This window comes from Aminithiophilus ramosus, from assembly GCF_018069705.1.
GTDB classification, from domain to species: Bacteria; Synergistota; Synergistia; order Synergistales; family Aminithiophilaceae; genus Aminithiophilus; species Aminithiophilus ramosus.
In genome coordinates, this window is record NZ_CP072943.1 from 1,233,911 (window position 1) to 1,257,185 (window position 23,275).

Annotated in this window: 28 protein-coding genes and 1 tRNA gene; 14 read left to right on the forward strand and 15 right to left on the reverse strand. The window is 64.3% G+C overall.

Annotated elements, in window-relative coordinates:
- Positions 1-194: 194 nt before the first annotated feature.
- The gene (locus KAR29_RS05570) at positions 195-1,085 is read left to right on the forward strand and encodes a LysR family transcriptional regulator (protein WP_274374626.1); all 891 of its coding nucleotides are present in this window, start codon (positions 195-197) and stop codon (positions 1,083-1,085) included.
- A gap of 537 nt (positions 1,086-1,622) precedes the next feature.
- Positions 1,623-2,126, forward strand: coding sequence for an enolase-like domain-containing protein (locus KAR29_RS05575; RefSeq protein WP_274374627.1), 504 nt, complete (start codon positions 1,623-1,625; stop codon positions 2,124-2,126).
- 246 nt (positions 2,127-2,372) lie between these two features.
- On the opposite strand, the gene KAR29_RS05580 is transcribed toward KAR29_RS05575, so the two are convergent.
- The 3 genes from KAR29_RS05580 to KAR29_RS05590 all read right to left on the reverse strand — a co-directional run bounded on the left by KAR29_RS05580 (position 2,373) and on the right by KAR29_RS05590 (position 5,550).
- Positions 2,373-3,134, reverse strand: a complete 762-nt coding sequence (locus tag KAR29_RS05580; protein WP_274374628.1) for a SagB/ThcOx family dehydrogenase — start codon at positions 3,132-3,134, stop codon at positions 2,373-2,375.
- Between the two features lie 305 nt (positions 3,135-3,439).
- Complete coding sequence (locus KAR29_RS05585; protein WP_274374629.1) at positions 3,440-4,792, reverse strand: deoxyribodipyrimidine photo-lyase; 1,353 nt, start codon at positions 4,790-4,792, stop codon at positions 3,440-3,442.
- On the reverse strand, positions 4,789-5,550 hold the full coding sequence (locus KAR29_RS05590) for a M48 family metallopeptidase (RefSeq protein WP_274374630.1): 762 nt from the start codon (positions 5,548-5,550) through the stop codon (positions 4,789-4,791). The genes KAR29_RS05585 and KAR29_RS05590 overlap by 4 nt, the downstream gene beginning before the upstream one ends.
- Positions 5,551-5,832: 282 nt before the next feature.
- Between KAR29_RS05590 and KAR29_RS05595 the strand changes: the two genes are divergently transcribed.
- Positions 5,833-6,537: a M48 family metallopeptidase gene (locus tag KAR29_RS05595; RefSeq protein WP_274374631.1), complete on the forward strand. Its 705-nt coding sequence runs from the start codon at positions 5,833-5,835 to the stop codon at positions 6,535-6,537.
- 67 nt (positions 6,538-6,604) lie between these two features.
- On the opposite strand, the gene KAR29_RS05600 is transcribed toward KAR29_RS05595, so the two are convergent.
- Positions 6,605-7,204, reverse strand: a complete 600-nt coding sequence (locus tag KAR29_RS05600; protein WP_274374632.1) for a dienelactone hydrolase family protein — start codon at positions 7,202-7,204, stop codon at positions 6,605-6,607.
- Positions 7,201-7,911, reverse strand: a complete 711-nt coding sequence (locus tag KAR29_RS05605) for a class I SAM-dependent methyltransferase (protein ID WP_274374633.1) — start codon at positions 7,909-7,911, stop codon at positions 7,201-7,203. The genes KAR29_RS05600 and KAR29_RS05605 overlap by 4 nt, the downstream gene beginning before the upstream one ends.
- A gap of 233 nt (positions 7,912-8,144) precedes the next feature.
- Here KAR29_RS05605 and KAR29_RS05610 point away from each other — a divergent pair, with 233 nt between their 5' ends.
- Complete coding sequence (locus tag KAR29_RS05610) at positions 8,145-8,429, forward strand: hypothetical protein (protein WP_274374634.1); 285 nt, start codon at positions 8,145-8,147, stop codon at positions 8,427-8,429.
- Positions 8,417-8,638 (forward strand): hypothetical protein, encoded by a 222-nt coding sequence (locus KAR29_RS05615; protein ID WP_274374635.1) that lies wholly within the window; start codon positions 8,417-8,419, stop codon positions 8,636-8,638. Before KAR29_RS05610 ends, KAR29_RS05615 begins: the two co-directional genes overlap by 13 nt.
- A gap of 340 nt (positions 8,639-8,978) precedes the next feature.
- Here the strand turns inward: KAR29_RS05615 and KAR29_RS05620 are convergent, their stop codons facing one another.
- From KAR29_RS05620 to KAR29_RS05640, 5 genes are all read right to left on the reverse strand, one after another.
- Positions 8,979-9,182, reverse strand: a complete 204-nt coding sequence (locus KAR29_RS05620; protein ID WP_274374636.1) for a hypothetical protein — start codon at positions 9,180-9,182, stop codon at positions 8,979-8,981.
- A complete protein-coding gene (locus tag KAR29_RS05625; RefSeq protein ID WP_274374637.1) occupies positions 9,179-9,472 on the reverse strand; it encodes a hypothetical protein in 294 nt (97 codons plus the stop codon). The genes KAR29_RS05620 and KAR29_RS05625 overlap by 4 nt, the downstream gene beginning before the upstream one ends.
- A 46-nt stretch (positions 9,473-9,518) precedes the next feature.
- A complete protein-coding gene (locus KAR29_RS05630; RefSeq protein ID WP_274374638.1) occupies positions 9,519-10,478 on the reverse strand; it encodes a MuF-C-terminal domain-containing protein in 960 nt (319 codons plus the stop codon).
- A 46-nt stretch (positions 10,479-10,524) separates the two neighbouring features.
- Complete coding sequence (locus tag KAR29_RS05635) at positions 10,525-10,728, reverse strand: terminase small subunit (protein WP_274374639.1); 204 nt, start codon at positions 10,726-10,728, stop codon at positions 10,525-10,527.
- Between the two features lie 193 nt (positions 10,729-10,921).
- On the reverse strand, positions 10,922-11,089 hold the full coding sequence (locus KAR29_RS05640) for a hypothetical protein (protein WP_274374998.1): 168 nt from the start codon (positions 11,087-11,089) through the stop codon (positions 10,922-10,924).
- On the opposite strand from KAR29_RS05640, the gene KAR29_RS05645 reads away from it, so the two are divergent.
- Both KAR29_RS05645 and KAR29_RS05650 read left to right on the forward strand, forming a co-directional pair.
- Entirely contained in the window at positions 11,054-11,185 is a 132-nt protein-coding gene (locus KAR29_RS05645) for a type II toxin-antitoxin system HicA family toxin (protein ID WP_274374922.1), read from the forward strand. The two genes, KAR29_RS05640 and KAR29_RS05645, sit on opposite strands and share 36 nt — an antisense overlap.
- A gap of 29 nt (positions 11,186-11,214) precedes the next feature.
- Positions 11,215-11,613 carry a type II toxin-antitoxin system HicB family antitoxin gene (locus tag KAR29_RS05650; protein WP_274374640.1) on the forward strand — a complete coding sequence of 133 codons (399 nt, stop codon included), beginning with the start codon at positions 11,215-11,217 and terminating at the stop codon, positions 11,611-11,613.
- A 72-nt stretch (positions 11,614-11,685) separates the two neighbouring features.
- Here KAR29_RS05650 and KAR29_RS14060 read toward each other — a convergent pair whose 3' ends face one another.
- Positions 11,686-11,931: a terminase small subunit gene (locus KAR29_RS14060; RefSeq protein ID WP_407649547.1), complete on the reverse strand. Its 246-nt coding sequence runs from the start codon at positions 11,929-11,931 to the stop codon at positions 11,686-11,688.
- A 76-nt stretch (positions 11,932-12,007) separates the two neighbouring features.
- Between KAR29_RS14060 and KAR29_RS05655 the strand changes: the two genes are divergently transcribed.
- The 3 genes from KAR29_RS05655 to KAR29_RS05665 all read left to right on the forward strand — a co-directional run bounded on the left by KAR29_RS05655 (position 12,008) and on the right by KAR29_RS05665 (position 13,725).
- Positions 12,008-12,223 (forward strand): type II toxin-antitoxin system HicA family toxin, encoded by a 216-nt coding sequence (locus tag KAR29_RS05655; RefSeq protein ID WP_274374641.1) that lies wholly within the window; start codon positions 12,008-12,010, stop codon positions 12,221-12,223.
- 40 nt (positions 12,224-12,263) lie between these two features.
- Positions 12,264-12,680, forward strand: a complete 417-nt coding sequence (locus KAR29_RS05660; RefSeq protein ID WP_274374642.1) for a type II toxin-antitoxin system HicB family antitoxin — start codon at positions 12,264-12,266, stop codon at positions 12,678-12,680.
- 436 nt (positions 12,681-13,116) lie between these two features.
- Entirely contained in the window at positions 13,117-13,725 is a 609-nt protein-coding gene (locus tag KAR29_RS05665) for a transposase (protein WP_274374643.1), read from the forward strand.
- 352 nt (positions 13,726-14,077) lie between these two features.
- Here the strand turns inward: KAR29_RS05665 and KAR29_RS05670 are convergent.
- Positions 14,078-14,152: transfer RNA gene (locus tag KAR29_RS05670), tRNA-Ala, on the reverse strand.
- A gap of 185 nt (positions 14,153-14,337) precedes the next feature.
- Between KAR29_RS05670 and KAR29_RS05675 the strand changes: the two genes are divergently transcribed.
- The 4 genes from KAR29_RS05675 (at position 14,338) to KAR29_RS05690 (ending at position 18,821) form a co-directional block, all read left to right on the forward strand.
- Entirely contained in the window at positions 14,338-16,125 is a 1,788-nt protein-coding gene (locus KAR29_RS05675; protein WP_274374644.1) for a phosphodiester glycosidase family protein, read from the forward strand.
- A gap of 80 nt (positions 16,126-16,205) precedes the next feature.
- Positions 16,206-16,448 (forward strand): FeoA family protein, encoded by a 243-nt coding sequence (locus KAR29_RS05680; protein WP_274374645.1) that lies wholly within the window; start codon positions 16,206-16,208, stop codon positions 16,446-16,448.
- Positions 16,445-18,655 (forward strand): ferrous iron transport protein B, encoded by a 2,211-nt coding sequence (gene feoB, locus KAR29_RS05685; RefSeq protein WP_274374646.1) that lies wholly within the window; start codon positions 16,445-16,447, stop codon positions 18,653-18,655. The genes KAR29_RS05680 and feoB overlap by 4 nt, the downstream gene beginning before the upstream one ends.
- Positions 18,656-18,659: 4 nt before the next feature.
- Complete coding sequence (locus KAR29_RS05690; protein WP_274374647.1) at positions 18,660-18,821, forward strand: FeoB-associated Cys-rich membrane protein; 162 nt, start codon at positions 18,660-18,662, stop codon at positions 18,819-18,821.
- 231 nt (positions 18,822-19,052) lie between these two features.
- Here the strand turns inward: KAR29_RS05690 and KAR29_RS05695 are convergent, their stop codons facing one another.
- The 3 genes from KAR29_RS05695 to KAR29_RS05705 all read right to left on the reverse strand — a co-directional run bounded on the left by KAR29_RS05695 (position 19,053) and on the right by KAR29_RS05705 (position 23,203).
- A complete protein-coding gene (locus KAR29_RS05695) occupies positions 19,053-20,234 on the reverse strand; it encodes a M20 family metallopeptidase (protein ID WP_274374648.1) in 1,182 nt (393 codons plus the stop codon).
- 136 nt (positions 20,235-20,370) lie between these two features.
- Positions 20,371-21,729 (reverse strand): N-acyl-D-amino-acid deacylase family protein, encoded by a 1,359-nt coding sequence (locus KAR29_RS05700; RefSeq protein ID WP_274374649.1) that lies wholly within the window; start codon positions 21,727-21,729, stop codon positions 20,371-20,373.
- A gap of 85 nt (positions 21,730-21,814) precedes the next feature.
- Positions 21,815-23,203: a YfcC family protein gene (locus KAR29_RS05705; RefSeq protein WP_274374650.1), complete on the reverse strand. Its 1,389-nt coding sequence runs from the start codon at positions 23,201-23,203 to the stop codon at positions 21,815-21,817.
- Positions 23,204-23,275: the final 72 nt, after the last annotated feature.

Consider the following 23,275-nt stretch of genomic DNA (forward strand, 5'->3'; position numbering starts at 1 on the left):
GACTTTCCTTCCGCCGCTCTTTCCCCGGCGGAAGATCTCGGAGGATCTGACGGGGGAAGGAACGCGAACGATCCCGGTATCGTCGATCCCTGCCCTCTCCCCGCCGGTTCGGCTGCGCGACGGACCTCCGTGCAAAAGCCCGACAGGCCTGACGGGGTCTTCCCCTTCTGCGGAGTCGAGAGGAGGTCGAAAAAGTGGACTCACGGCAGCTCGAATGCTTCATCGCCCTGGCGGAAGAGCTGAACTTCCGGCGCGCGGCCGACCGCTGCCTGCTGACACAGCCCTCCATGAGCCAGCAACTCGTCCGTCTGGAAGAGCAGCTGGAGGCCAAACTGGTGCACCGGACGAAAAGGAAAGTGCAGCTCACGCGAGCCGGACAGGTCTTCCTCGCCGAGGCCCGAAAAATCCACGACGACATGAAACAGGCCAAAAGGCTCGTCCAGATGACCGAGAGGGGCGAGATGGGGCACATCACCGTCGGCGCCACGGTTCCGGCGATCTATATCGTCCTTGCCAGCATCATCGGCAAGTTCCGGGAACTGTTGCCCGGCGTGGGGATCGTCGTTCAGGAAATGGACATGCTCAAACAGGAGGAGGAACTGCGCTCCCACCGCATCGATGTCGGCAGCGTCCACCCGCCCCTGGACGACAAATCTCTCCAATGCGAGACGATCGCGCAGCTGGCCTTCGATGTCGTGATCCACCGGGAGAATCCCCTCGCCGAAAGAGCTTCCCTCACCATGAAGGATCTGGAAAACGAACCGCTGGTGATCTTTTCGAGGAAACTCAGCCCCAAGCTCTACGACAAAATGATCGAGCTCTGCCAGGAATCGGGCTTCACGCCGAAAAACATCATCGAGGCGGCTCCGGCTCAGGCCATCATCGCCCACGTCGCCTCGGGACTGGGTGTCGGCTTCATCGCTTCCGACTTGCAGAAATTCAATCACCCTCAAGTGGTTTACCGCGAACTCTCCAAGGCGAAACCCTATCTCACCCTGGGAATAGCCTATAACGACAGAGAGCTCTCTCCCGTGATCAGGATCTTCAGGGATATCGCCGTGGAGATGGGCAAGACGTTGAAATAAAGCCCTTTTTCGAGCCTCGCGGCTCCGCGCCCCTTTACCGGAGAAAGCCGTGCAGGCTCTTCCTGCAACCGGCCGACCCGTCGAGGGCGATTCCGTCCGAGCGACACCGTCCGCCGACAGGCCCATGAAAAGGCCTTCCCCTGCCTTCCCCTGTCCTCTCCTGCCGCTCCGGTCCACATCGAGCTTGCCACGTCATCAAGAGAAGCCCTCCCTCGGACTTCCCGCGGGGCACGCTCTCCCGATTCCGCGCCGGAACCCCCTGCCTTTTCCTTTCCGGGCACCCTTCATCCTCGACGGAGATCGAATCTCAGCCCGGAACGAATCGCTGGCCCTCTCCCCGGAGCGATCACCCCTCCCCTCCGGCTGATAGGCAAAGGCTATTAATTGATACGAAGGCATCATTGGACAGCGACGTTTCGATCTTCTGACTTGAATGTTACAGACATTCAAGTGTGAAAGGAGAAACATATGCCGCCGACCTCGAAGAACGCATTCGGAAAGGACGTCATCCGGATCACCGGAATACGGACGCTGGTCGTGAACGCCGAGATGAGGAATTGGGTTTTCGTCAAGGTGCTGACCGATCAGGACGGGCTATACGGCTGGGGAGAGGCAAGCCTCAACTGGAAGACGAGGGCCGTCGTCAGCGCCATCGAGGACCTGGAGCCTCTGCTGTCGGCCAAAGACCCGAGAGACATCGAATTCTGCCTCGAGACCCTGAAGAAACAGAGCTACTACAAGCTCGGGATCATCGGCGTCACCGCCATCAGCGGCATCGAACAGGCCCTGTGGGACATCTGCGGCAAAGGGTACGGCGTCCCCGTCTGGAGGCTCCTGGGCGGGAAGACCCGCGACAGGGTCCGGGTCTACACCCATCTCGGCCTGGGCGACATGCGTTCCGTCTACGAGACCTTCGAGACCGGGCGGCTCGTCGGGAAAGCCCTGGAAGTGGAGGCGACGTTGTGGGCCAGGGTCACGCCGGAAAAGCCCTCTCCCGCGGAAGGGACCTGGACGTCTTCGGCCAGGGCCTCGCGGGGATAGAGGGCGAGCCAGGTCCCTTCGAGGGAGAAGAAGACGATGCCCTCTCCGCCGGGAAGGCGGGGAAAGCCCAGCCCCTCCCCCTAGAAGACCGCCGATCTGTCGAGATCGCTCACGCCGAGAGTGACGAGGGTGATTTTCGGTTTCACGTTCATCGGCTCCTTTCGCGTCGCCGGGCGGCAGGTTCGGTCGAGGTGCAAGGGGCCCTTTGCCGTCGACGGGAAATCCCCTCTCGCCCGCAGGTTGCCGTCAGAGGTAGTCCGGGGGATCGACCTTTCCGACGGACGCCATGTAGACGACGAATTCGTCGGTGCCGTCGACGCCGACGAGCCTGTCGGCCGCCTCCTGGTCGTAGGCGGCAATGGCGCAGGTTCCGGCTCCGACGGCCTCGCAGGCCAGATAGAGATTCTGGCAGACATGGCCGGCGTCGAGGGCGATGACCTTGACCGAGGCCTCGCCGTAGCGCCACTCCGTCCGCTCCGGCAGGGCCGTCCAGAGGAAGGTCAGGGCCCCCTTCCCGACGAAGGCCTGTCCTGAAGCGGCCTCGACGGTCCGTTGCTCCAGGTTGTCGGGAGAGACCAGCCAGACCAGCCCCTGCTCCAGAGGGAGGTAGCGATAGAGCCCCCGGGCGAGTCCCTCGACGTCGAAGACGGCCAGGTAGGTCTCGAAGGGATGGCGGCAGCCCGCCGAGGGAACGGTCCGGTAGCCCCTGATCTCGTCGCGCACCTCCCTCATGCCCTGGACGGCCCAGAGGAGGAAGGAAAGTTCGGCGAGGGAGAGGGGCGCGTCGCGGAAAGAGCGGTGGGACCGACGACGGGCGATGGCGGCGAAGAGGGAGAGGCCGCTCACTTCGGGCCACGCCTCCGGGAGGGGGAGAGGAAGGATCGTCGCCCCCTCGGGAAGGGGCTTCTCCAGCGGCGGAGGCGGATAGCCCAGGTTCTGGGCCGTTCGGGTGAAATCGACGCTCCGGCGAATGGTGTCTTTCAGAAAAAAGCGAAGTTCTTCCTTCACGGTACAGCCTCCCTTCGACGGGCCCTTTTTTCGCAGAAAGGAGGCTCCGTCGTTCCCTCTATGTCCTCACAAGTTAGCAGAAACCTCAGGGTCATTCAACGTTCGCCCCGCCCGATGGCTGGAGCTCACGAAGGGCTAAGACCGTCGTTTCAACGACACACGGCCGGAGCGAAGGACAGGGGCCCCTGGTCGGCGCCGGCAAGGGGCTTCAAGGGACCGCAACGTCCGACATCGAGGAGAGGAGGCGACACACTCCCCGCTATAAAGCGCGAGGTCCCAAGGGGCCTCCTGGGAAAAGGGCCTTTTCAGCCGAGCGGGGGGACGGAGCGGCAGAAGGCGTCGACGTCGAACTTGCGTCTCGCCCCGGCCAGGTTCATGTAGCGCACTTTTCCGAAGAGGGGCCGCTCCGGCCAAGCCCGGTCGTGGACGCCGCCGATGCTCCAGGCGACGCCGGCATAGCCGTTGGGATCGCGACCGTCCAGCTCGTAGCGATCGTTGAGCAAGAGGGCGCGACGGAGGGCCTCCTCGGGCGAGGGGGACCATTCGAAGATCTTCTTGGCCCAGTACATGCGGAGCCAGCCCTGCATCTTGCCGGTAAGGACCATCTGACGCTGGGCGGCGTTCCAGAGGGGATCGTCGGTACGGGCCTCCTCGAGATCGGCCGGACCGTAGAGGAGGGGCCGTTCGTCGGAGCGGTGGGCGTCGAGGGTCCTGCGGGCCCAGTCGGGGAAGCCCTCGAAGCGGTCGTAGGCCTCGTTATAAAAGCAGAAGTTGTCGGCCAGCTCGCGCCGGACGACGAGCTCCTCGAGAAAGGCCTCCTTCGCCTCGTCGGAAGCGGCGCTTCGGGTGACTTCCAGGGCGGCGCGCCGGGCCGATATCTGGCCGAAGTGCAGATAGGGGGAGAGTCCCGACTGGGCCTCCTCGTTGGGATCGTTCCGTTTCCCGTCGTAATCGGTCAGACCGGCGGCGAGGAAGGCGTCAAGCCGCCTCCGCCCGGCGGCGCTCCCGGGAGGGCCCGAGGCCGGAAGAGGGGAGGGCAGGTTTTTACGCGCCTCGACGAGACGGTCGAGGGATCGGGAACCTTCGTCCTCCCGGGACCAGGGAAAGGGGTGGTCCTTCAGGGAGGGCATGTCCTCGAGGAACCGGGGGAGAAGGGCCCTGATCTTGGGCCGGAAGGTGTAGGCGGCGTACTCCTGCTTGAACGAGGCCCGGCGGCAGGGAACGACGTTGTGGCCGTCGACTTCGAAGAAGGGAACGGACACCCGAACGGCGATCTCCCGCTGCCAGAGCCGTTTTTCCCGGAGGGGATCGAAATCGCAGAAGAGGGCGGAGGCCCCTCGCGCCCCGATCCAGCGGGGAATCTCGAGGACCGGGTCACCTCGAAGGACGATGAGGGGGATCTTGCGGCGGGCCAGATCGCGAGCCGTCTCGATCAGGCCGTCGAGCATGAAGGCGAAGGCTCCCCCGGGAGCTCCCTTGAACGAGGGCAATAGGCAGAAGAGGACGGCCAGCGGTTCCTTCCGGGCCAGGGCCATCTCCTGGGCGGCAAGGAGGGCCCCGTTGTCCTCGGCCCTCTGGTCGCGGCTCATCCAGCAGACGACGGGCCCCTCCTGACGGGAGCCCTCGTTGAGGGTCCAGATCCGTTCGACCTCGGTCACGGCGTCTCCTCCCGCCGAATCTGGGCCTCCCAATGTTCGGCCTGGGCCTTCAGCCGCGTCATGCGCCGCTCCGTCGGAGGATGGGAGTTGAAGCCGCTGGGCGACGTGACGAGACCGGCCTCGGCCATGCGCCTGATGGCGTTGTAGAGGCCCCAGGGGGAATAGCCGGACCGGGCCAGCGTGGCCACGGCGAAATCGTCGGCCTCCACCTCCTGCTCCCGGCTGTACCCCTGGGAGGCCAGGACGGCTCCGGCGCCGAGGGCGATCTCCGTCGCCTTTCCCCCTCCCAGGAGACGGCTCAGAAGATCGGCGGCGAGAGCGATGCCGGCGTTCTTCTGAGCCCCTTCCTCGATGTGGCCCCTGACGCCGTGACCGATCTCGTGGGCCACGACGCCGGCCAGCTCGTCCTCGCCTTCGAGGAGGGAGAGGAGTCCCCGGAAGACGACGATCTTATACCCCTCACCCTCGCGGGTGATGTAGGCGTTGGCCTCCTCCTTTTCCTCCAGGGCGAGAGCGGCGCTGAAGCCCGTCGTCTCCGACAGGCGGCGCCAGACGGACCGGAGGATGGCCTCCGTCAGCCTCTTCTTCTGCAGGTCCGGAGCGTTCTTCATCCGCCCCTTGTCGCCGAGAGGAACTTCCCTCCCGGCGACGGAAGGAGGCCGATTGACATCGGCCTGGACATCGGCCCGGGCCGGAAAAGAGAAGGCCACCAGGCAGAGGAGGGAGAAAACCAGAGCGAGAGGACTTTTCTTCATCATGAAGGACCTCCTTCCCGAAGAGACCTGCCGCCGGAGCATAAAGGACGGCAAGGGCCCGTGCAGGACTTCCGGACAGAGAAAGGGAACCGCAGGGAAAGGGGAACCCGCTCCGATTATATCTGAAACTCTTCCATTCGCCGACGGCCAGACCGGAAGAGACCTCGCCGCTTCTTCCCCCACCGTCTCCCCGGAGGAGACGAAGGAGCTCCCCTTTTCCCCATCCGCCCCCTTTGACTACAATGGGGCCCGCCCCACAACCCGAAAAGAGAGGAGCCCCTTTCCATGACGCACACCCCCTGCCGCCCTGTCGAGGGACACAGGAGCCCGCGCCTTTCCGTCGTCGCGCCGAACGGAGAGGCCTCCGTCGCCCTTCCTCGCGGCCCCGCTCGGATCATCGCCTCGGGCCTGCCCGAAAGACACCGCCGGAAGACGGAAAAGATCCAAGCCACCCGAAAGGAACGCGACGACGGAGAAAAGGGCCTTCCCGAGCACATCACCTTCCGGGCCGTCAAAGCGAACTGGCGCGTTCTCTATCGCCCTGTCGACTCGGGCGAAATCCGCTGCTCCGAGGAGCGGGAGGAAGTTCTCGTCCTCTCCGGCCCCGTCGGTAAGGCCCTCCCCGTCCGCGCCGCCCTTCAGGCCTGGCTCAAGGAGGAGGCCCGGCGACACCTGACGCCCCTGATCCGAAAGGAGGCCGACCTGTGCGGCATCCCCCTCGGGCGCCTCCAGTTCCGGCTCCAGAAAAGCCGCTGGGCCAGCCGTTCCGCCACGGGAACGATCAGCCTCAACGCCGCCCTTCTCTTTCTCGACGTCGACCTCGTGCGCCACGTCATGATCCACGAACTCTGCCACGTGCTCCACATGAACCACTCGACACAGTTCAAGGCCGCCCTGGCCCGCCACGATCCGCAGTGGATGTCCCACGAGGCCCGGCTCGGGAAGGCCGCCGGTCAGGTCCCCCTCTGGGCCCTCCCCTTCCGCGAATAAGGGGAGGAGGGGACGGCTCCCCCTGAAGGCGAACGAAGGGCGCCTCCCATGGGACGCCCCATCGGATCTACGAGGGAAGGTCGTGCAGGAAGGAGAGCAGGCAACGGGTGGCCCGCAGCGAGGAGCGCCTGTCGTAGCGATCGGAAAAGGGATCGGCGAAACCGTGCCGACCGGCCATCTTTTCGATCCGAAGCCGGTCCCGTCGATGGAGAAGGCCGATGAGGGCATCGACGTCGAAGGACCTCTCCCTCTCGGGGAAAAAGAGCAGGGTGGGGCAGCGGGGGTAAAGGGACGTGTGGTTCCTGATCTGGGAACCGTAAAAGCCGACGACGCCGTCGCAGAGCCCCGTGGCGCCGCAGATCCAGGCGACGGTGGCCCCCGCGCTGTAGCCCAGGACGCAGACCCTGTCGTAACGTCGCCGGAGATCGGTCAGAACGGAGACGGCCCGATCGGCGGCGGCCGGAAAACCGATCCGTTCCGTGAAATGCCGGTAGGCCTCCTCCTCCCGCTCGTAGGGGAAAGGCCCTCTCCCCTCGAGCAGGTCGGGGACGACCGCCTCCCATCGATGCCGCTCCAGACGACGTTTCAGGAAGTCCATGTGCTCGTTGAGACCGTAGATCTCGTGAAGGAGCAGGACCACGGATTGTCCCCGACCGGATTCTCTCATCGCCTCACCCGCCCCCTTCCCGGGGGAACTCCGTCGGCCGGGAGACGTCGACGGTCCGAAGCGGCTTCGGGCGGAAAGACAGCGCCGTCACCCCGCCGGGAGAGACGGAAAAGCCCCAGGGCCCAGCGCCGGTCGTCCCGGCCCAGGCCGTCGCCGTTCTCCCATCGGCCCAGAGAGGCAAAACCCCGCTTCGCGAGCCCCCGCTCCAGGCCCTCCGGCGAAAGGCCGTTGAAAAGCCTTCCGTCGTCGTCTCCCCCCCGGAAGGGGCGCCCCTCTCCGTCGAGGGGCAGGGAGACGAGAAAGGTGCCTCCGTCCCTCAAAACCCGGCGGATTCCGGTAAAAGACCGCTCCAGCTCCCCGTCGGCCAGGTGCATGAGCACGGCCGAGCAGAGGACCCCGTCGAAGGCGCCGTCGCCGATCCCGTCGAGATCGGGCAGGGCCGATTGCCGAATCCGGCCCCGGACCGCCGGGTAGAGGCGTTCGGCCTCGCCGATGAGGGCTCGGCAGGGCTCGGCGCCCCAACCGTCCCAGCCGCCGAGGAGGAGCCGATTCAGATCCCGCCCCGATCCGGCCCCGACGTCGAGGACACGGCCTCCCCGGGGGAAAGCCCTGTCGAACCTTTCGGCGACGCCGCCTCGGGCCCCGTCGTAGCGACAGGCCAGCTCGGCGGCCCTGAGGTCGTAATACTCCCGGGTCCGATGATCCACCGTCGATCCCTCCTCGTCGCCGCGCCTCATTCCGGGCGACATCCGTGATCGTGTCCCTTCCCCGGCCGTCCCTCGGACGACGGCTGCGGGCTTGAAAACCCGGCTCCCGATCCCGCTTTCGGGGCCCATTATACGTTTGCGACGACCGCTGCCAAAATCCGAACGATCATCACCTTTCGATATCCGCAGGCATAGGGCAGCCCCCGAAAACCGGACCACGAGCCACGTTGCCGTTGAAGGAGGTTCCCGCCGTCCAGATCGGTCAGTGGAAGAAGCAGCTTCTGCAGGGGAGCCCGGAGGTCTTTCAGACCCACCCCAGCCTCGGCTGCCTTCAGGAAGCCCCACGGCTCAGCGCGTCATCCCTCGAGGGCCTCACCCATGCCGCCGAGGAAGAACCGGAGCTCTCTGTCGACCTGATCCGCCGGGTCTGCGAGGGACAGACGCTGAAGGAACTGGACGATAAGCTGGATCAGATCGACAGTGCCCGAAAAAGCGGAGCGAGGCCATGCAAGACCTGATCGGAATCATCGGCAACGATGCTTCATGGGCCCTCCTGGAGCGCCTTCAGGACGGACGTGACGAGGGACCCCATCTCCTTCGGGGCTATCGCGGCGAGGCGGACAAAAGGGGATTGGGACCGGACTTTCTCGATGCCTGCCGCATCCTGGACGAAATGCGGCTGATCGGGCTCGCCGCCCTCCCCTTGCCTGGCGGCAACACCTCGTGAGATCGGGAAAAGGCGGAGACTTCCGAGAAGGCCTCGATAACGGTAGGGGACGCGCTCCGCCGAAACGGAGAGGCCCCTTGGGACCGGAAAGGAGCGCACGGCCATGAGTGAAGGTCCTACGGACAAAGGAAAGCCCAAGAGGTCAGGCGATCTCCGCGGAGGATGCCACGGAAGAAGGGTGGGTTCCGGAAAGACGGGCGCGACGGGGAGTGAAACTCCATTCGCTGAATACTCGCTGAACTGGACCACGAGCCAAGTTGCAGAGGAAAAGAGTCGGGCAGGCAGACAGAAGGAGAGGCCCCATGCGGGGGCCTCTCCTTCTGTCTGAAAGGCGAGCCGTCTATCGCAAGACGACTTCCGTCTCGTATTGATCCGCCAGGTTTTTGGCCCGTATCGCCGCCACCGCGACGAGGGCTTTCTGATCTTCCTTCAGGATCGGACGGGTTCTCCTTTTCCCCGAAAGCTCTCGCTCGATGATGGCCATCAGGGGGATGTTTTTTTCATAGGCCTCGTAGTCGACCGTCGTTTCCGTCACGATCTTCATCGCATCGGCCCCTTTTCCGTCTCGTCTTTTATCTCGTCAGCTTCGCTGAAGGCCTTTTCCAGCAGGCCCGAGAGCTCGTTTTCCGTCTCCGCACGACGGCGCAAAGCGTTCCGGTCCAAAGATTCTCCGCCGATCAGGATAAGCGCCTTGGCCCAGACGAAATCCTCGGATTCTCCGGCCCGCCCCTTCGGGGCCCACCATGCGGCGGCGTTCAGACGGTCCAGTACGATGTCTTCCATCATCAACATGTCGACGGAGACGGGATTTCCGTCATGTCCGGACAGGCGCACCGAAAGGAATCCACGAGGCGGATGGCCGCCTATTCTGACCTCACCTTCATCGGAGGTCGAAGTGTATGTCGAGTTCTTCGCTGTAGAGTCCGCGAGACGAGAACGGCCTGAACCCCATCCGTTCGAGGGTATCCCGGACGACCCTTTTGTCCTCGCAGATCAGATCGAAGTCCGTCGTTTTGTAGCTGCTGCGGGTGTAGAATTCCACGACCGCCCCGCCCACCAGTTTCGGGGAGGGAAGTCCCCTTTCCCGCAGCATCTCGCTCAGGTATCCGAGAGCGAGAAGCCCCCTTTTCAGGGAATCGGGTTCCCGGACGAGGAAACTCTTGATTTTTTCCATATCCCGGTTCACGGGAACACCTCCAGCGAGTCGACGGTAGAGAGAGGGTCGCGTCGGAGCGGACGCCCCGCTTCGTCGTCCGAGATCATTGTATCGGATAGCCGCAGCGGTGTCACCCGATCGGGGTTCTCCCCGATCCGCAGGCGAAAACAGGGCGGGAGTCCATCGGTCCGGCCAGGAGGTGTCTGAAAAACGGAGGCGGCTGCCTCGACCCCGCACCGGCGAGGTGATTGGAACAGACCTTGAATCGGTGGATCCGACGAAGTTCCTCCTGAAGAGCCGGCGGATTCGGGTCGCGGCTCTGAGCTTGACAGGATCGGATTCGGTGGGTATCTTCGCCCCAAGAAGCGCCTGAGGCTGAAGCGGCATAATGGGCAATTGGAGCCCGACGCCCCTAGCCCGGCGGGCGCTTTTTTCTATGTTAATATACCTCAGATCCCCCCCTTTAATCTGATCGACAAACCACTCGTTCCGAGGCTTCACCTTCCCGGAAACTTTCTCGTCCTTCCCATAAACGCTGGTCAGAAAGGCCCGTCTCCCGGAATCCGAGGCATTCAAGGCTACGGGAACAACGATGCTGCTACCGTTGGCATCCTTCAACTCCAACAGGGACACGTAGGAGCCGGGAACGGTTGCAGACTGAAAAATCATGATCGGGTCGGCCAAAGCATGAGGAACCTGCTTCAACAGAGAGCTCGTGACTTGAGGGTGCTTAATGTCCAGAGGTGGCGATGAGAGTTGCGAGCCATGCGTCCTCTCTCTCGTGAAGGGCCTCCTGGATTTCAGGTTTTTTCAACGATTCATGCCCGATCGTATGAGCCGTTTTCGGGCTGTACCCAGCGCTCAGAGCGGCCTCCGTGGCATTGCCCGCGTAGGCTTCCACGAAAGCTCTGCGTTTTGCCGTCAGCTTCGCCACGGCGGTCACCTCCTTATGGTTTGCATGAGGCCGTTCTCGTAAGCTTCCCCCTCAGCGCGGTGCACGACGTTCGGCTGCGAGAAGGGGGTGTTTTTATGCGAAAAATTCTGTTCGCGGTGATTTTCGCGACGCTGTTCGTGTTGTCCACGGCCAGGCCTGCGGCGTAGAGGGCACAACGAGGCCCCGGGCCCGGTCAGCCGGGAATCCGAGACCCGACAACAAGCATGACGCGCATAATAATGCGCGTCATGATGTGAACGTCAGGGGGGAGGCCATGAAATCCAGCGAGATAATCAAGATTCTCGAACGAGACGGCTGGTGCTGGATGAAAACGGTCGGAAGCCATCACCATTTCAAGCATCCGACAAAACCAGGGAAGGTCACGGTCGAACACCCCCAAAAAGACGTCCCACCGGAAACCCTCGACAGCATCATGAAACAGGTGGGGCTGAAATAACCCCGCCGCCGGAAAGGAGATGAATGGGGATGAAAAAGGATGTGCGCATATATCCTGCGCTGCTCTCCGAGGAGGGGGCCTATATCTGCGTCCGCTTTCCCGACCTTCCGGGCTGCAATACTTTCGGGAAGGACTACGCCGACACCATCGCCAGCGCCAAGGAGGCCTTGGGCGGGCACTTGCTCTGCATGGAAGAAGACAACGACCCCATCCCGGCCCCTACTCCGCTCAACAAACTGCAGCCGGAAAAAGACGAAATCGCCGTCTTGATCGACGTGCGCTTGGATGTTCTCCGCAAAGAAGAAGCCAAGAAATCCGTCAGCAAGAACGTCACCCTTCCGGCGTGGCTCAACGAAATGGCCATGGAACACAAGATCAATTTCTCCAGCACCCTCCAGGAAGCCCTGCGAGAGAAGCTGGGAGTCTGACGCACGGAGAGCTAACGAGGCCCCGGATTCCGACTGTATAGCCGGGCCTGGGGTCTCGCAACGACTGCGACGCTACCATTCTGACACGGATTTCCGCCAAAGCCAGGGCCAAAGCCATAGCCCCCGCCGGGCTCGATCTTCCTGTGCCTTTTGGATGGCCAACGCAACCTGAGTTTTCCGTAGCAGTTGCAATCCGATGGAATCAGCGGTTTTCAGGCTGTACCCCGCCCTGATGCCCGCCTGTGTGGCGTTGAGGTCCACGAGGTACTCCGCCACGAACCAGGCCTGCTTCGGGGTCAGTTTTTGCGTCCTGGACATGGCGGTACCTCCCTTCTGTATGAATCATGGGTACTTGTAAAAGACACTTGACAAGCCCCTGCAAGGAGCATAGAATATGCGCATCAGGAAGGAGGCCGCCGTGATCAACCAGAAAGAGGTCTGCCGAATCCTTGAAAAAGCCGGATGGCGCCCGACAGGACACGGGAAGGGAAGCCACAGGGTCTACGAGAACCCGGAGACGGGGCAAATGACCGCCATCCCTCACGGCGAGATCACCAAAGGAACCCTCGCCGCCATCCGCAGACAAACCGGAATCGATCAGATCCGATAGCCGGGGGAAACCCCGGCTATCGGGAAAGGAGAGATCTTGCATGAAAGAGATTAAAGACCTGACCATCTACCCGGCTATCTTCGAGTACACCCCAGACGGTATCGATATTTCCTTCCCCGACCTTCCCGGGTGTCTTTCCTGCGCCAGGACGGACGAAGAGGCGTTGTTCATGGCTCGAGATGCCCTTGGTACTTTCCTCGTGGCGTGCGAAGACCTGGGCAAACCGATTCCGAATCCATCCCGGGCGTTTCACGCAGGGGAGAACCAAGTGGTCCACTTGGTGGACGTATGGCTTCCGTTCTTCCGGGACCGGGAGCATTCCGGATCGGTGAAGAAGAACGTCACCGTCCCGGTGTGGCTCAATTCCCTGGCGGAGCAGGCCGGACTCAACTTCTCCCAGGTGCTCCAGGCTGGCATCAAGGCCTCCTTGGGAATTCAAGACAGACACCAAGCCTGACCTCCTCTTGCACACGCAAAAGGCCCCGGGCGACCGGCTTACCGTGCCGGGCCTGAGGCCTCGCAACGACTGCGACGCGACCATTCTGACACGGATTCCCGACAAAGCCAGGGCCAAAGCCATAGACGAAGACACCCACGAAGAGGCATAAGAACTCACGTCACGAGAAAAGCCGGAGCGGTTCGGACTCCGGAGGATGAAGGACCACCAGGCGGGCAATCTCCTCCGGAGTCCGAATCGCTTCCGCTGGACCGTCACACGGCTCACCCCGAAGCGATCCCCGATCCGTTGCACGCTGGAACCTCCGATGTGCGACGCCCCCCGCCGGCCTGGATCCGCAGGCTAAAGACATAGAAAGACCTCGTTGGCACCGCTGCTAGAGCGGTGATAGAGTTTTGGTTACCACACCCAAACCCACACCGACGAGGTGATATTGATGGTATCTCAAAAGGCTCTTCCGTTCCACTACGTAATAGAAAGTCAATCGAAAGGCATCACTGCCTGGGCGGGTCTGCTGGCCATTGAAGGTCTTTTCTACGGCCTGGGTCTTGATCACTCCATCCGGAAACGCATCAGGGGCAGACCCACTCAGGGCTACAGCGATGTTCAGCAGATTCTGTCTCTTGTCCTGCTGAACATCGCGGGAGGAAGCGCCGTGGACGATATCGACGACCTGGAAGGCGACGGGGGGTTGTCGAAACGGCATGCCCTTGCCGCCGCCCGCGATCTTCCCCGGGGGAAAGCCCTTTTCGCAAGATGGAGAGCTGCAACGGAGCGTTCATTGTACTTCGGTGCCTGTGCCGCCTGGTGGTGGATCTCCGTACTGTCCCTGAACATCATGACCATCTTCAGAAGACACGTCCTGCCGGCCCGCTGGTCCCGGAGCCGTCCCCGAACCCTGCGGTTCAAAGTCTTTGCCGTGGCGGGACGACTGGTTCGCCATGGAAGGCAGTGGATCGTGAAAATCAGCGGACACAACCCCGGAGGCAACCTGCTGGAGCAGGCTCAATGGAGCCTGGAGCGTTTTTGCAGACTCCAGCCCTGAACAAATCTTGCGAACCGCCCGTAGGTGGGACCTCCTCTGTCGTGGATAACTCCCGCGGAGGCTCATGGTTTGTGGACATCACGAAGGGCCGACAGGCTCTGACGAGGGTGTAAATCCAAAATCAGGATCGAATCTCACTCAGGCTTCACAAAACAGAATTTCGACGCCCAAGGGAGAAGCAGAACTTTCGGAGCCTGCGGATCCAGGATGACACAGCCCGGTTTCAACGGCAACGTAGCTCGTGATCCCGCTTTCGGGGCCCACACCGGATGATGCCGCTTATCGGTCGACAGGCGAAAAGCAGGGGCCGCCCGGCTTGGTGATGCCTGCCCAGGCGGCCCCTGTTGTCTTCTGGTGGAGGTAGGGGGATTCGAACCCCCGGCCCCTTGCATGCCATGCAAGTGCGCTCCCGCTGCGCCATACCCCCGTTTCGATCAAGCGAGGCCCATTATAATGAGCCTGCGGCAGGCTGTCAACACTGATTTTCCCCCCTATCTCCCCGCCAGAGAAGCCTCGTCCCTCCCGTCTCGCCACTTCCCGGGAGGGACGAGACGGGAGGGGAAAGAGGCGACTTTCCCTTTCACCTTCGTGACTTTCTCCGCCGGTGCTAGAATGAGCGAAATCATTCTCTTTAAGGAGACGGATCGCCCTATGAGACGCCCTACGGGATTTGTCGTCGCCCTGCTTCTCGCTGCGGCCCTTTCGGCCCTTCCTCACGCCGCCTGGGCCGTAACGCGCGGCGAGGTCGTCGAGGCCGTCGTCCAGGCCCTGAAGCTGCCGCCATGGACGGGCTCGGCCCGCTTCGCCGACGTGCCTCCGGGACACCCTCACGCCAAGGCCATCGAGACGGCCGCCGCCCTGGGCGTCCTGCTTCCCACGGACCATTTCCACCCCGACATGGAGGCGGCCCGGGCCGAGGCGCTCTTCCTGGCCCTGCGCGGCATGGGCTGGCGCCACGAGGCGGAGGTCTTCGGCACGTTCTTCCCCGTTCCCGACGCCGACATTCCCCCCTACCTTCTGGGCTATGTGGGCCTGGCCGGGGCCATGAACCTTCCCGCCCCGCGAGAGTTCCTCGACGATCCGAGGGCCGACGTCTCCGTCGACGACCTGGTGCGCCTCACGGCCTGGCTCCGCCAGACGACGACGCAGCTCGTCCTCTGGGAGGGACAGGTCTCCTTCGAGGGGCTGACTCTCGTCGTCCACCGCCAGGGGCTGGGCTCGGCGCCGACGAACTGGGCCGTCCAGGTCGGCGAATACGCCGGAGCCGACGAGGCTTCAGCCGTCCAGGCCCAGCTCAGGAAACTGGGCCTGACGAGCTTTCTCGCCAAAGGGGACGAGGGACAGGCCGTCCTCATCGGTCCCTACGCCCACTACGCCGAGGCCTGGACGAAGATGACCGCCCTCCCCTCCACCTTCTCCGCCGCCGTCGTGCCTCAGGGCGGAACGGGCTCGCGGGCCCTCTTCTGGGCGGCCCTCGTCGTCGAACCCGGCGGCGCCATGCCCCGCATCGCGGCCGCCCCGACGCTGGGGGCACCGCGGCTTCCTCTCTCGCGAACGGCCGCCCTGACGGGGGCCACGGCGGCCGTCAACGGAGGCTTCTTCAGCGGCAACGCCGTCATCGGCAGCCTCGTCGCCGACGACGTTCCCTACAGCCTCCCCCAGGGCAACCGCGGCGCCCTGGCCTGGAGCGAATCGGGCGAGGTGGCCTTCGGGAACGGCAACCTCCAGATCTACGTCGACCTGGCCGGGTCGATCCGGCCCGTCGCCGCCGTCAACGGCCGTCCTCCCCAGCAGGGGGTGGCCCTCTACACAGCCGGGGCCGGGGGATTCGCCCGCGACCTTCTCTTCGGAGCCGTCGAGGCCTCCGTCGTCGACGGCAGAGTCCAGTCCGTCCGCCACTGGAGCGTCTCGAACCATGCCGTCCCCGAAGGGGGCTTCCTCGTGGCGGCCCGGGGCGTCGCCGCCGAGGAGCTGCTCCTCCTCGAGCCGGGCGACGAGGTCAAGATCCTCCGCCGCCTGGCCGATCCGGCCATGGATAAGCCCTGGCTCCTTCAGGCCGGTCCCCGCCTCATCGCCGACGGACGCCCCCTGACGACGAACGAGGGTTTCAACGCCGCCCTGCGCGAGCCGCGTCACCCCCGCACCTTCGTGGGACAGGACGGCCTCCGTCTCTGGTGGGTCGTCGTCGACGGCCGCGACGCCTGGCACAGCAGCGGACTCACCCTCGACGAAACGCGCAACGTCGCCGCAGCGATGGGTCTGAAAGACGTGCTCAACCTCGACGGAGGCGGTTCGTCGGCCCTCTGGTGGCGCGGATCGATCGTCAACAGGCCTTCCGACGGGAAGGAGCGTCCCCTACCCTACGCCGTCATCTTCGGCCCCTTTTCGGCGACACCCTGAGAAAAAAGGCTTGTCTTCTCCCCTCCCGAGTGTTATAAACATCAAACATCGAACAAAAATTTTGGGAGGGAACGATAGCCATGACGATCTGCATTCCCATGCGACAGATGAAAGACGACGAGGCCGGAATCATCCGGTCCGTCAGGGCCGAAGGCGAGCTGGGCCGGAGGATCCGCGACATGGGACTCACGCCGAAGACGCGGATCAGGATCCTCGGCCGGGCTCCCCTTTACGACCCCGTCGCCCTCAGAGTCGGCGACTTCACCCTGACCCTCCGCAACAGCGAGGCCGATCACATCGACGTGGAGGTCGAGCGGTCATGACCGTCGTCGCCCTGGCCGGAAATCCCAACTCGGGTAAGACGACGCTCTTCAACGCCCTCACGGGAGCCCGTCAGCACGTGGGCAACTACCCCGGCGTGACGGTGGAGCACAAGAGGGGAACCTACGTCCACGAGGGCGTCACGGCCCAGCTGGAAGACCTTCCGGGCATCTACTCCCTTTCGGCCTATTCCTCCGAAGAGGTCGTGACCCGCGACTTTCTCCTGAACCAGAGCCCCGATGTCGTCATCGACATCGTCGACGCCTCCAACCTGGAGCGGAACCTCTACCTCACCGTCCAGCTTCTGGAGATGGGCCTTCCCGTCTGCATCGCCCTCAACATGATGGACGAGGCCCAGTCGCGGGGGATGGAGATCGACGCCGACCGCCTGGCCTCCCTCATGGGCGTTCCCGTCGTTCCCATCGTGGCCCGCAGGAGCGAGGGGATCCATGACCTGATGAAGAAAGCCCTGGCGACGGTAGGCGTCGCGCCCCGTCCCCTGCGCATCTCCTACGGCCCCGACGTGGACCCCGTTCTGAAGAGAATGAAAGGGGCCATCGAGAAGGCCCTGGCTCTGCCCGAGGCCCAGCGTCCCTGGTGGGCGGCCCTCAAGTATCTCGAAGGGGACGAGGCCGTCCGGGCCTCCATCGCCGGGAAGGCCCCCGAGCTGGACCGGGAGCTGACGGCCATGGCCGACGAGCTGGACCGCCACCTCCGAACCACTCTGGACACCTACGCCGAGGCCCTCATCGCCGACCAGCGCTACGGCTACATCAAGGCCCTCCTTCAGCGGAACGTGGTCGTCTACAGGAAAGACCGCGACGCGGCCACCCTTTCGGACCGTCTCGACGCCGTGCTGACCCACCGCTTCGTCGGCCCCGTCATCATGGTGGCCGTCCTGGCCGGACTCTACCGCTTCACCTTCGCCTACAGCGAGACGCCCGTGGGCTGGTTCGAGAGCTTCTTCGGATGGCTCGGCGCCGTGGCCGAGACCAACCTTCCCGAAGGTCTCTTCAAGTCGATGATCCTGTCGGGCGTCATCGACGGCGTGGGCGGCGTCATGGGCTTCGTCCCCCTGATCCTCTTCATGTTCCTGGGCATCTCCTTCCTGGAGGACACGGGCTATCTGGCCCGGGTGGCCTTCATGCTCGACCGTCTCTTCCGCTTCTTCGGCCTCCACGGCAGCTCCGTCATGCCCTTCATCATCTCCGGAGGCATCGCCGGAGGCTGTGCCGTGCCGGGCGTCATGGCGGCGAGAACGATCAAGTCGCCCAAGGAGAGGCTGGCGACGCTCCTCACGGCGCCCTTCATGAACTGCGGGGCCAAGCTGCCCGTCTTCGCCCTGCTCGTGGGCGTCTTCTTCACCGAGAACCAGGCCTCGATGATGCTCCTCATCACGGTCCTCTCCTGGATCGGCGCCCTTGTGGCCGCCAAGGTTCTCCGGTCGACGATCCTCAAGGGGGAGACGACGCCCTTCGTCCTGGAGCTGCCCCCCTACCGCTTCCCCACCTTCCGGGGCCTTCTCATCCACACCTGGGAGAGGACCTGGCAGTACATCAGGAAGGCGGGAACGGTCATCCTGGCCATCTCGATCCTCCTCTGGGCCCTCATGACCTTCCCCGAGCCGGGCGAGACCGACCGGCAGCGCTTCGAGACGCGGCGCCAGACCATCCTGACGGAGGCCTCCGAGGAGGTCCGGTCCGAGCTGGAATCCGAGACGGAAGAGCTCTCCCCCGAGGCCCAGGAGATCGCCGACGGCCTGGCCGCCCTCGACGGGGAGGAGGCCCAGGAGGCCCTGCGGAACTCCTACGCCGGACGGATGGGGATCGCCCTCGAAAGGATCACGTCGCCGGCCGGTTTCGACTGGAGGGACAACATCGCCCTCGTCGGCGGTTTCGCCGCCAAGGAGGTCGTCGTCTCCACCCTGGGCACGGCCTACTCCCTGGGCGAAGTCGACCCCGAGGAGAGCGGCGGCCTGGCGGCCACCCTGGCGACCTCGCCCGACTGGTCGCCGCTGAAGGCCCTCTCCCTCATCATCTTCACCATGTTCTACGCCCCCTGTTTCGTCACCGTCGTCTGCATCGTCCGCGAGGCCGGATCGTGGAAGTGGGGCGCCTTCTCCATGGCCTTCAACACTCTCCTCGCCTACGGACTGGCCGTGGCCGTCTACCAGGGCGGTCTCATCCTTCAGGCCATGGGAGGGAACTGACGTCATGGAAAAAATCGCCCTTCTTGTCGTCCTCGTCCTGACGGGCGTCTATCTCGTCCGCCGTTTCCGCTCCGCCGTCCGTGGCGGCGGCTGCTCCTGCGGCTGTTCGGCCTGCGCCTCCGACTGTTCGGGAAAGGGGAAAACCCACAGAGGGGAATCCCGATAACGCCTGAGTTTCATAAGAGGAGAAAGGCCCCCCGACGCTTTCCGGGGGGCCTTTCTCCTCTTTATGCGAGAGCGGTTTTCGCCCGAATCCGCAGGCTCGCCGGGACAGAGGGCGCCGATTCAAGATCCGCGACAGGACTCCCGGCCCTCCAGCCGCCTCATGGCCTAACCCACGCTTCCACTTCATCGTTGCCCGGCGATCGGTCTTTCTACGGACGTCGAGGCCCTCCCCTCAGCGGGAGAGATTGGCCGCGAAATCCTCTTTCATGCGCCGCCGCAGATCGCCGTCGGAAAAGACGCGCAGCGCGGCGCGGGCCAGGGCTCTGGCTCCGGTGACGAGGGCCTCGTGGGCACGAGGGCCCGTGACGGCGGCGGCGAATTCCCTCGTGTGAGCGGCCACGTGACGGCCCGTGAAGTCCATCTCGGGCTGAATGGCCGGGCAGCGGTAGGAGACGTTGCCCACGTCGGACGATCCCAGGGCGCCGGGCGACGGCGAGAGGGGGACGGCCAGGTCGGAGAAGATCTCCTCCATCATGGCCTCGGCGGCGCCGTTGGGGAGGACATCGTCGAAGCTGAACTCGAAGTTGCGCCACTCCACCTCCGTCCCCGTCGCCAGGGCGGCACCTCGGGCGCAGTCGTGGACCTGAGCCAGGATCTGATCGAGATAGGCCCTCTTGGGGGCCCTGAAGTAGAAGCGGGCCTCGGCCGTCTCGGGGACGATGTTGGGGGCCGCGCCGCCCTTCGAGACGATGCCGTGCATGCGGACCTCGGGCCTGACGTGCTGGCGGAGCATGTCGACGGCGTGGAAGAGGAGCTGGACGCCGTTGAGGGCGTTCTTTCCCTCCCAGGGCATGCCGGCGGCGTGAGCCGCCTTGCCTCGGAAGACGAACTCGACGGCGTCCATCGCCAGGGAGCGATAGGGGACGAAGGTCGCCCCTCCGTGACAGTGAATCATGAGGGCCAGATCGAAGCCGTCGAAGGCGCCCCTGTCGGCCATGAGAACCTTGGCGCCGTTCGTCTCCTCGGCGGGAGTGCCGAAGAGGACGAGTTCCCCGTCGATCCTCTCCATGAGGGGGGCCAGGGCCAGACCGGCCAGGACGGACATGGAGCCGTGAAGGTTGTGGCCGCAGGCATGTCCGATCTCGGGAAGGGCATCGTACTCGACGAGGAGGGCCACGCGGGAAGCCCCGTCGGGTTTGCCCCGGACGGCCCGGAAGGCCGTGGGAAGGCCCAGATAGGGGTATTCGACGTCGAAGCCCCCCTTTCGCAGAAGGGCGACGATCTTGCGGCTCGACTCGAACTCCTCGCCGGAGAGCTCGGGATGGGCCGCCAGGTCGTCGCTGAGGGCGGCGACCTCAGGGGCCAGGGAAGCGATGGCGCCGTCGATGGCGTCTTTCGTCGGGAAATCGGTCATGGGAAAACCTCCTCTTTGCATAGGACCTGCCTCGACCCGAACGGCTTCGGCGAAGCCGCCCGGGAGCGATGAGGAAAGCCCCCTTCGGGCCGGCCCCTCGTCGGGACTCCCTCGTGGAGGGGAGGGCTCTCCTCTTTCAGGCCTCTTCCGTAGCCTCTTCGCGGGAAAGGAGCCGTCCGGCCCTGTCGGGAAGGACGCGGTTCCCTTCGACGGCGACTCTGCCGTTGACGATGACCCAGGCGATCCCCTCGGGCGGGAGAAGTTCCTCTTTGAAGGTGGCCCTGTCTCGCAGCCTTTCCCCGTCGAAGACGACGATGTCGGCGACGGCCCCGGCCTCGAGGCGTCCCGCGTCGATCCAGGCCATCCGGGCCGGAAGGGTCGTGGCGTGGTAGAGGGCCTGAGGCCACGAAAGCCCCTCGTCGCGCAGGATCCGCAGCGCCCGGGGAAAGGTCCCCGCCGCCCTCGGGTGTCCCTGTCCCCCCTTGAGGAGCGTGTCGGAGGCGATGGCGCAGCGGGGATGGGCGAGGCAGAGGCGCACCTCCTCTTCGTTCATGACGTGGGCGATGATGAGGGCGTCGGGATCGTCGCGGCGCATCTCCGCGTAGATGGCCCCGTCGAGGAAACGTCCCTTGTACTTGCCGCTGCCCGCCTCCAGGGCCTCGAACCCCTTGCCCCATCGCTCCTCGAATCCGGGGTCGAAGACGGTCGATCCGATGTGGGTGCAGAAGGCATCATAGGGATAGCAGTCGAAGGTGACGTCGACGCCGTCGGTCCGCGCCGCCTCGACGAGGGCCAGGACCTCGGACAGGCGGCCGAAGGCCGTCATGCTCCCCAGATGGGAGAGCTGAAAGCGCAGCCCCGTCTCCCTCGCGTAGTCGAGGACCTCCTGGACGGCCTCGACGCAGCGGGGGCCGTCGTAGCGGATGTGGACGGGAACCCACCGGCGGGGAAAGGCCTTGAGGACCTCCAGGAGGGCTCGGATCTCGTCGGGACTCGTGTTGGGGGCATATTCGAGGCCGAAGGAGAGGCCGAAGGAGCCCGATTCCAGCTCCCGCTCCAGGAGGGAGACCATGCCCTTCGTCTCCTCGGCCGTGGCGGCCCGATAGACGTCGTCGATGCCCACGGCCTGGCGGAGGCAGCGGTGCCCCGTCAGATAGCCCAGATTGAGCCAGGGACGGCTCCGGCTGGGAAGGATGTCCCGCCCCAGGGGGCCGGAGCCGCAGTTGCCGGCGATGGCCGTCGTCACGCCCTGTCTGAGGAGGGCCTGCTCGGCCGTATCGGGGTCGTCGACCTCCTCGTCGTGAATGTGGGTATCGATGAAACCGGGCGAGACGATAAGGCCCTCGGCGTCGAGGACCCTGCGGGCCCGGGAGCCGTCGCCATGGCCGATCCAGGCGATCTTGCCTCCCGCAAGGGCCACGTCGGCCACCTCGTCCACTCCCCTTTCGGGGTGGACGACGCGCCCGCCGCGAATGAGGATATCCAGTTCGTCCAAAGTCGCACCTCCCTTAAAAGGCAAAAGGGGCCGACGACATGGCCGTCGGCCCCGCAACGACCTGTTGTTTCGAGAGTCCCCGTCCCTAGGGAAGGTTGATGGCGACGGCGACGGCCATGAAGATCATCTGAACGGGGAAGAGAAGGAGGAAGAAGGGGACGAAAAAGCGCCACCAGCGGTCGATGGGCACGTGGGCGATGCCGCAGATGACGGGCAGAAGCGTCGTCGGCCAGAGGATGTTGGAGAAGCCGTCGCCGTACTGGAAGGCCAGGACGGCCGTCTGACGGGTGATGCCCAGAAGGTCGGCCAGAGGGGCCATGATGGGCATCGTCGTCGCCGCCTGACCGGAGCCGGAGGGGATGAAGAAGTTGATCAGCGTCTGGACGACGAGCATGCCCTCGGCGGCGACCCAGCGGGGGAAGTTGGCCAGGGGCAGGGAGAGACCGTAGATGACGGTGTCGATGATCTGCCCTTCGCGCATGACGATGAGGATGCCTCGGGAGAGGCCGATGACGAGGGAGCCGAAGACGATGTCACGGGCGCCGTCGACGTAGACCGAGGCCAGCTTGCTGGGGCCCCATCCGGCCAGGAAGCCGCAGGCGAATCCCATGATGAGGAAGAGTCCGGCCAGCTCGTCGAAATACCACCCCTTCTCCATGACGCCCCAGACGAGGAGGGCCACGGAGAGGACGACGACGGCCAGGATCGACTTGTCGCGGCTCGAGAACCTGTGGTTCAGGAGCTCGTCGTGGTCCAGGGCCAGGGCTCCCATGTCGACGCCGTACATGAGGCTCTTCGTGGGGTCCTTCTTGATCTTCAGGGCGTAGCGCATCGTCCAGAGGACGGCCATGGTGACCATGACGAACCAGCTGACGAGGCGGAAGTTGAGGCCCGACAGGAGGGGCAGCTCGGCGAACTTCTGGGCCAGGCCGACGGTGAAGGGGTTGATGAAGGCGGCGGCGAAACCCATGGCGACGCCGAAGGCGACCATGGAGACGCCCACGATGGCGTCATAGCCCATGGCGATGCCCAAACCGACGAAGAGGGGGATGAAACCGAAGGTCTCCTCGTACATGCCGAAGATGGAGCCTCCCAGGGCGAAGGTGTACATGAAGACGGGGATGATGACGATCTCCTTGCCCTTCGTGACGCGCAGGAGCCAGCCGATGAAGGCATGGAGCGCCCCCGTCTGGAGGACGACGAAGAAGGAGGCGTAGACGATGAAGACGAAGAAGACGACGTCGGCGGCGTCGATCATCCCCTTCTGGACGGAGATGAAGAGATCCATGAAGCCCACGGGGGAGGGATCGACGGTATGATAGGAGCCGGGAACGACGACGGTCCGGTGCGTCACGGGGTGCTCCATGCGGTCGAACTGCCCCGCCGGGAGGACGTAGGTCCCGATGGCGGCCAGGAGGATCAGGCCGAAAAGCAGAACGAAGGTATGGGGCACTTTGGATTTTTTCTGAGTCATTTCCTTTCACTTCCTTTTCGTCGGGCGATTTGTGGAGCCTGAGGCCCTTGGCCTCTCTCCCCCCCCGTACCT

What these genes read in the sequence shown, in the direction of transcription:
- KAR29_RS05590 (WP_274374630.1), bottom strand. Translation starts at nt 5,550, where the DNA reads ATGATGAAGAAAAGTCCTCTCGCTCTGGTTTTCTCCCTCCTCTGCCTG.
- KAR29_RS05595 (WP_274374631.1), top strand. Translation starts at nt 5,833, where the DNA reads ATGACGCACACCCCCTGCCGCCCTGTCGAGGGACACAGGAGCCCGCGC.
- KAR29_RS05600 (WP_274374632.1), bottom strand. Translation starts at nt 7,204, where the DNA reads ATGAGAGAATCCGGTCGGGGACAATCCGTGGTCCTGCTCCTTCACGAG.
- KAR29_RS05615 (WP_274374635.1), top strand. Translation starts at nt 8,417, where the DNA reads ATGCAAGACCTGATCGGAATCATCGGCAACGATGCTTCATGGGCCCTC.
- KAR29_RS05620 (WP_274374636.1), bottom strand. Translation starts at nt 9,182, where the DNA reads ATGAAGATCGTGACGGAAACGACGGTCGACTACGAGGCCTATGAAAAA.
- KAR29_RS05645 (WP_274374922.1), top strand. Translation starts at nt 11,054, where the DNA reads ATGAAAACGGTCGGAAGCCATCACCATTTCAAGCATCCGACAAAACCA.
- KAR29_RS05640 (WP_274374998.1), bottom strand. Translation starts at nt 11,089, where the DNA reads ATGCTTGAAATGGTGATGGCTTCCGACCGTTTTCATCCAGCACCAGCC.
- KAR29_RS05650 (WP_274374640.1), top strand. Translation starts at nt 11,215, where the DNA reads ATGAAAAAGGATGTGCGCATATATCCTGCGCTGCTCTCCGAGGAGGGG.
- KAR29_RS14060 (WP_407649547.1), bottom strand. Translation starts at nt 11,931, where the DNA reads ATGTCCAGGACGCAAAAACTGACCCCGAAGCAGGCCTGGTTCGTGGCG.
- KAR29_RS05655 (WP_274374641.1), top strand. Translation starts at nt 12,008, where the DNA reads ATGCGCATCAGGAAGGAGGCCGCCGTGATCAACCAGAAAGAGGTCTGC.
- KAR29_RS05660 (WP_274374642.1), top strand. Translation starts at nt 12,264, where the DNA reads ATGAAAGAGATTAAAGACCTGACCATCTACCCGGCTATCTTCGAGTAC.
- KAR29_RS05665 (WP_274374643.1), top strand. Translation starts at nt 13,117, where the DNA reads ATGGTATCTCAAAAGGCTCTTCCGTTCCACTACGTAATAGAAAGTCAA.
- KAR29_RS05675 (WP_274374644.1), top strand. Translation starts at nt 14,338, where the DNA reads ATGAGCGAAATCATTCTCTTTAAGGAGACGGATCGCCCTATGAGACGC.
- KAR29_RS05680 (WP_274374645.1), top strand. Translation starts at nt 16,206, where the DNA reads ATGACGATCTGCATTCCCATGCGACAGATGAAAGACGACGAGGCCGGA.
- feoB (WP_274374646.1), top strand. Translation starts at nt 16,445, where the DNA reads ATGACCGTCGTCGCCCTGGCCGGAAATCCCAACTCGGGTAAGACGACG.
- KAR29_RS05690 (WP_274374647.1), top strand. Translation starts at nt 18,660, where the DNA reads ATGGAAAAAATCGCCCTTCTTGTCGTCCTCGTCCTGACGGGCGTCTAT.
- KAR29_RS05695 (WP_274374648.1), bottom strand. Translation starts at nt 20,234, where the DNA reads ATGACCGATTTCCCGACGAAAGACGCCATCGACGGCGCCATCGCTTCC.
- KAR29_RS05705 (WP_274374650.1), bottom strand. Translation starts at nt 23,203, where the DNA reads ATGACTCAGAAAAAATCCAAAGTGCCCCATACCTTCGTTCTGCTTTTC.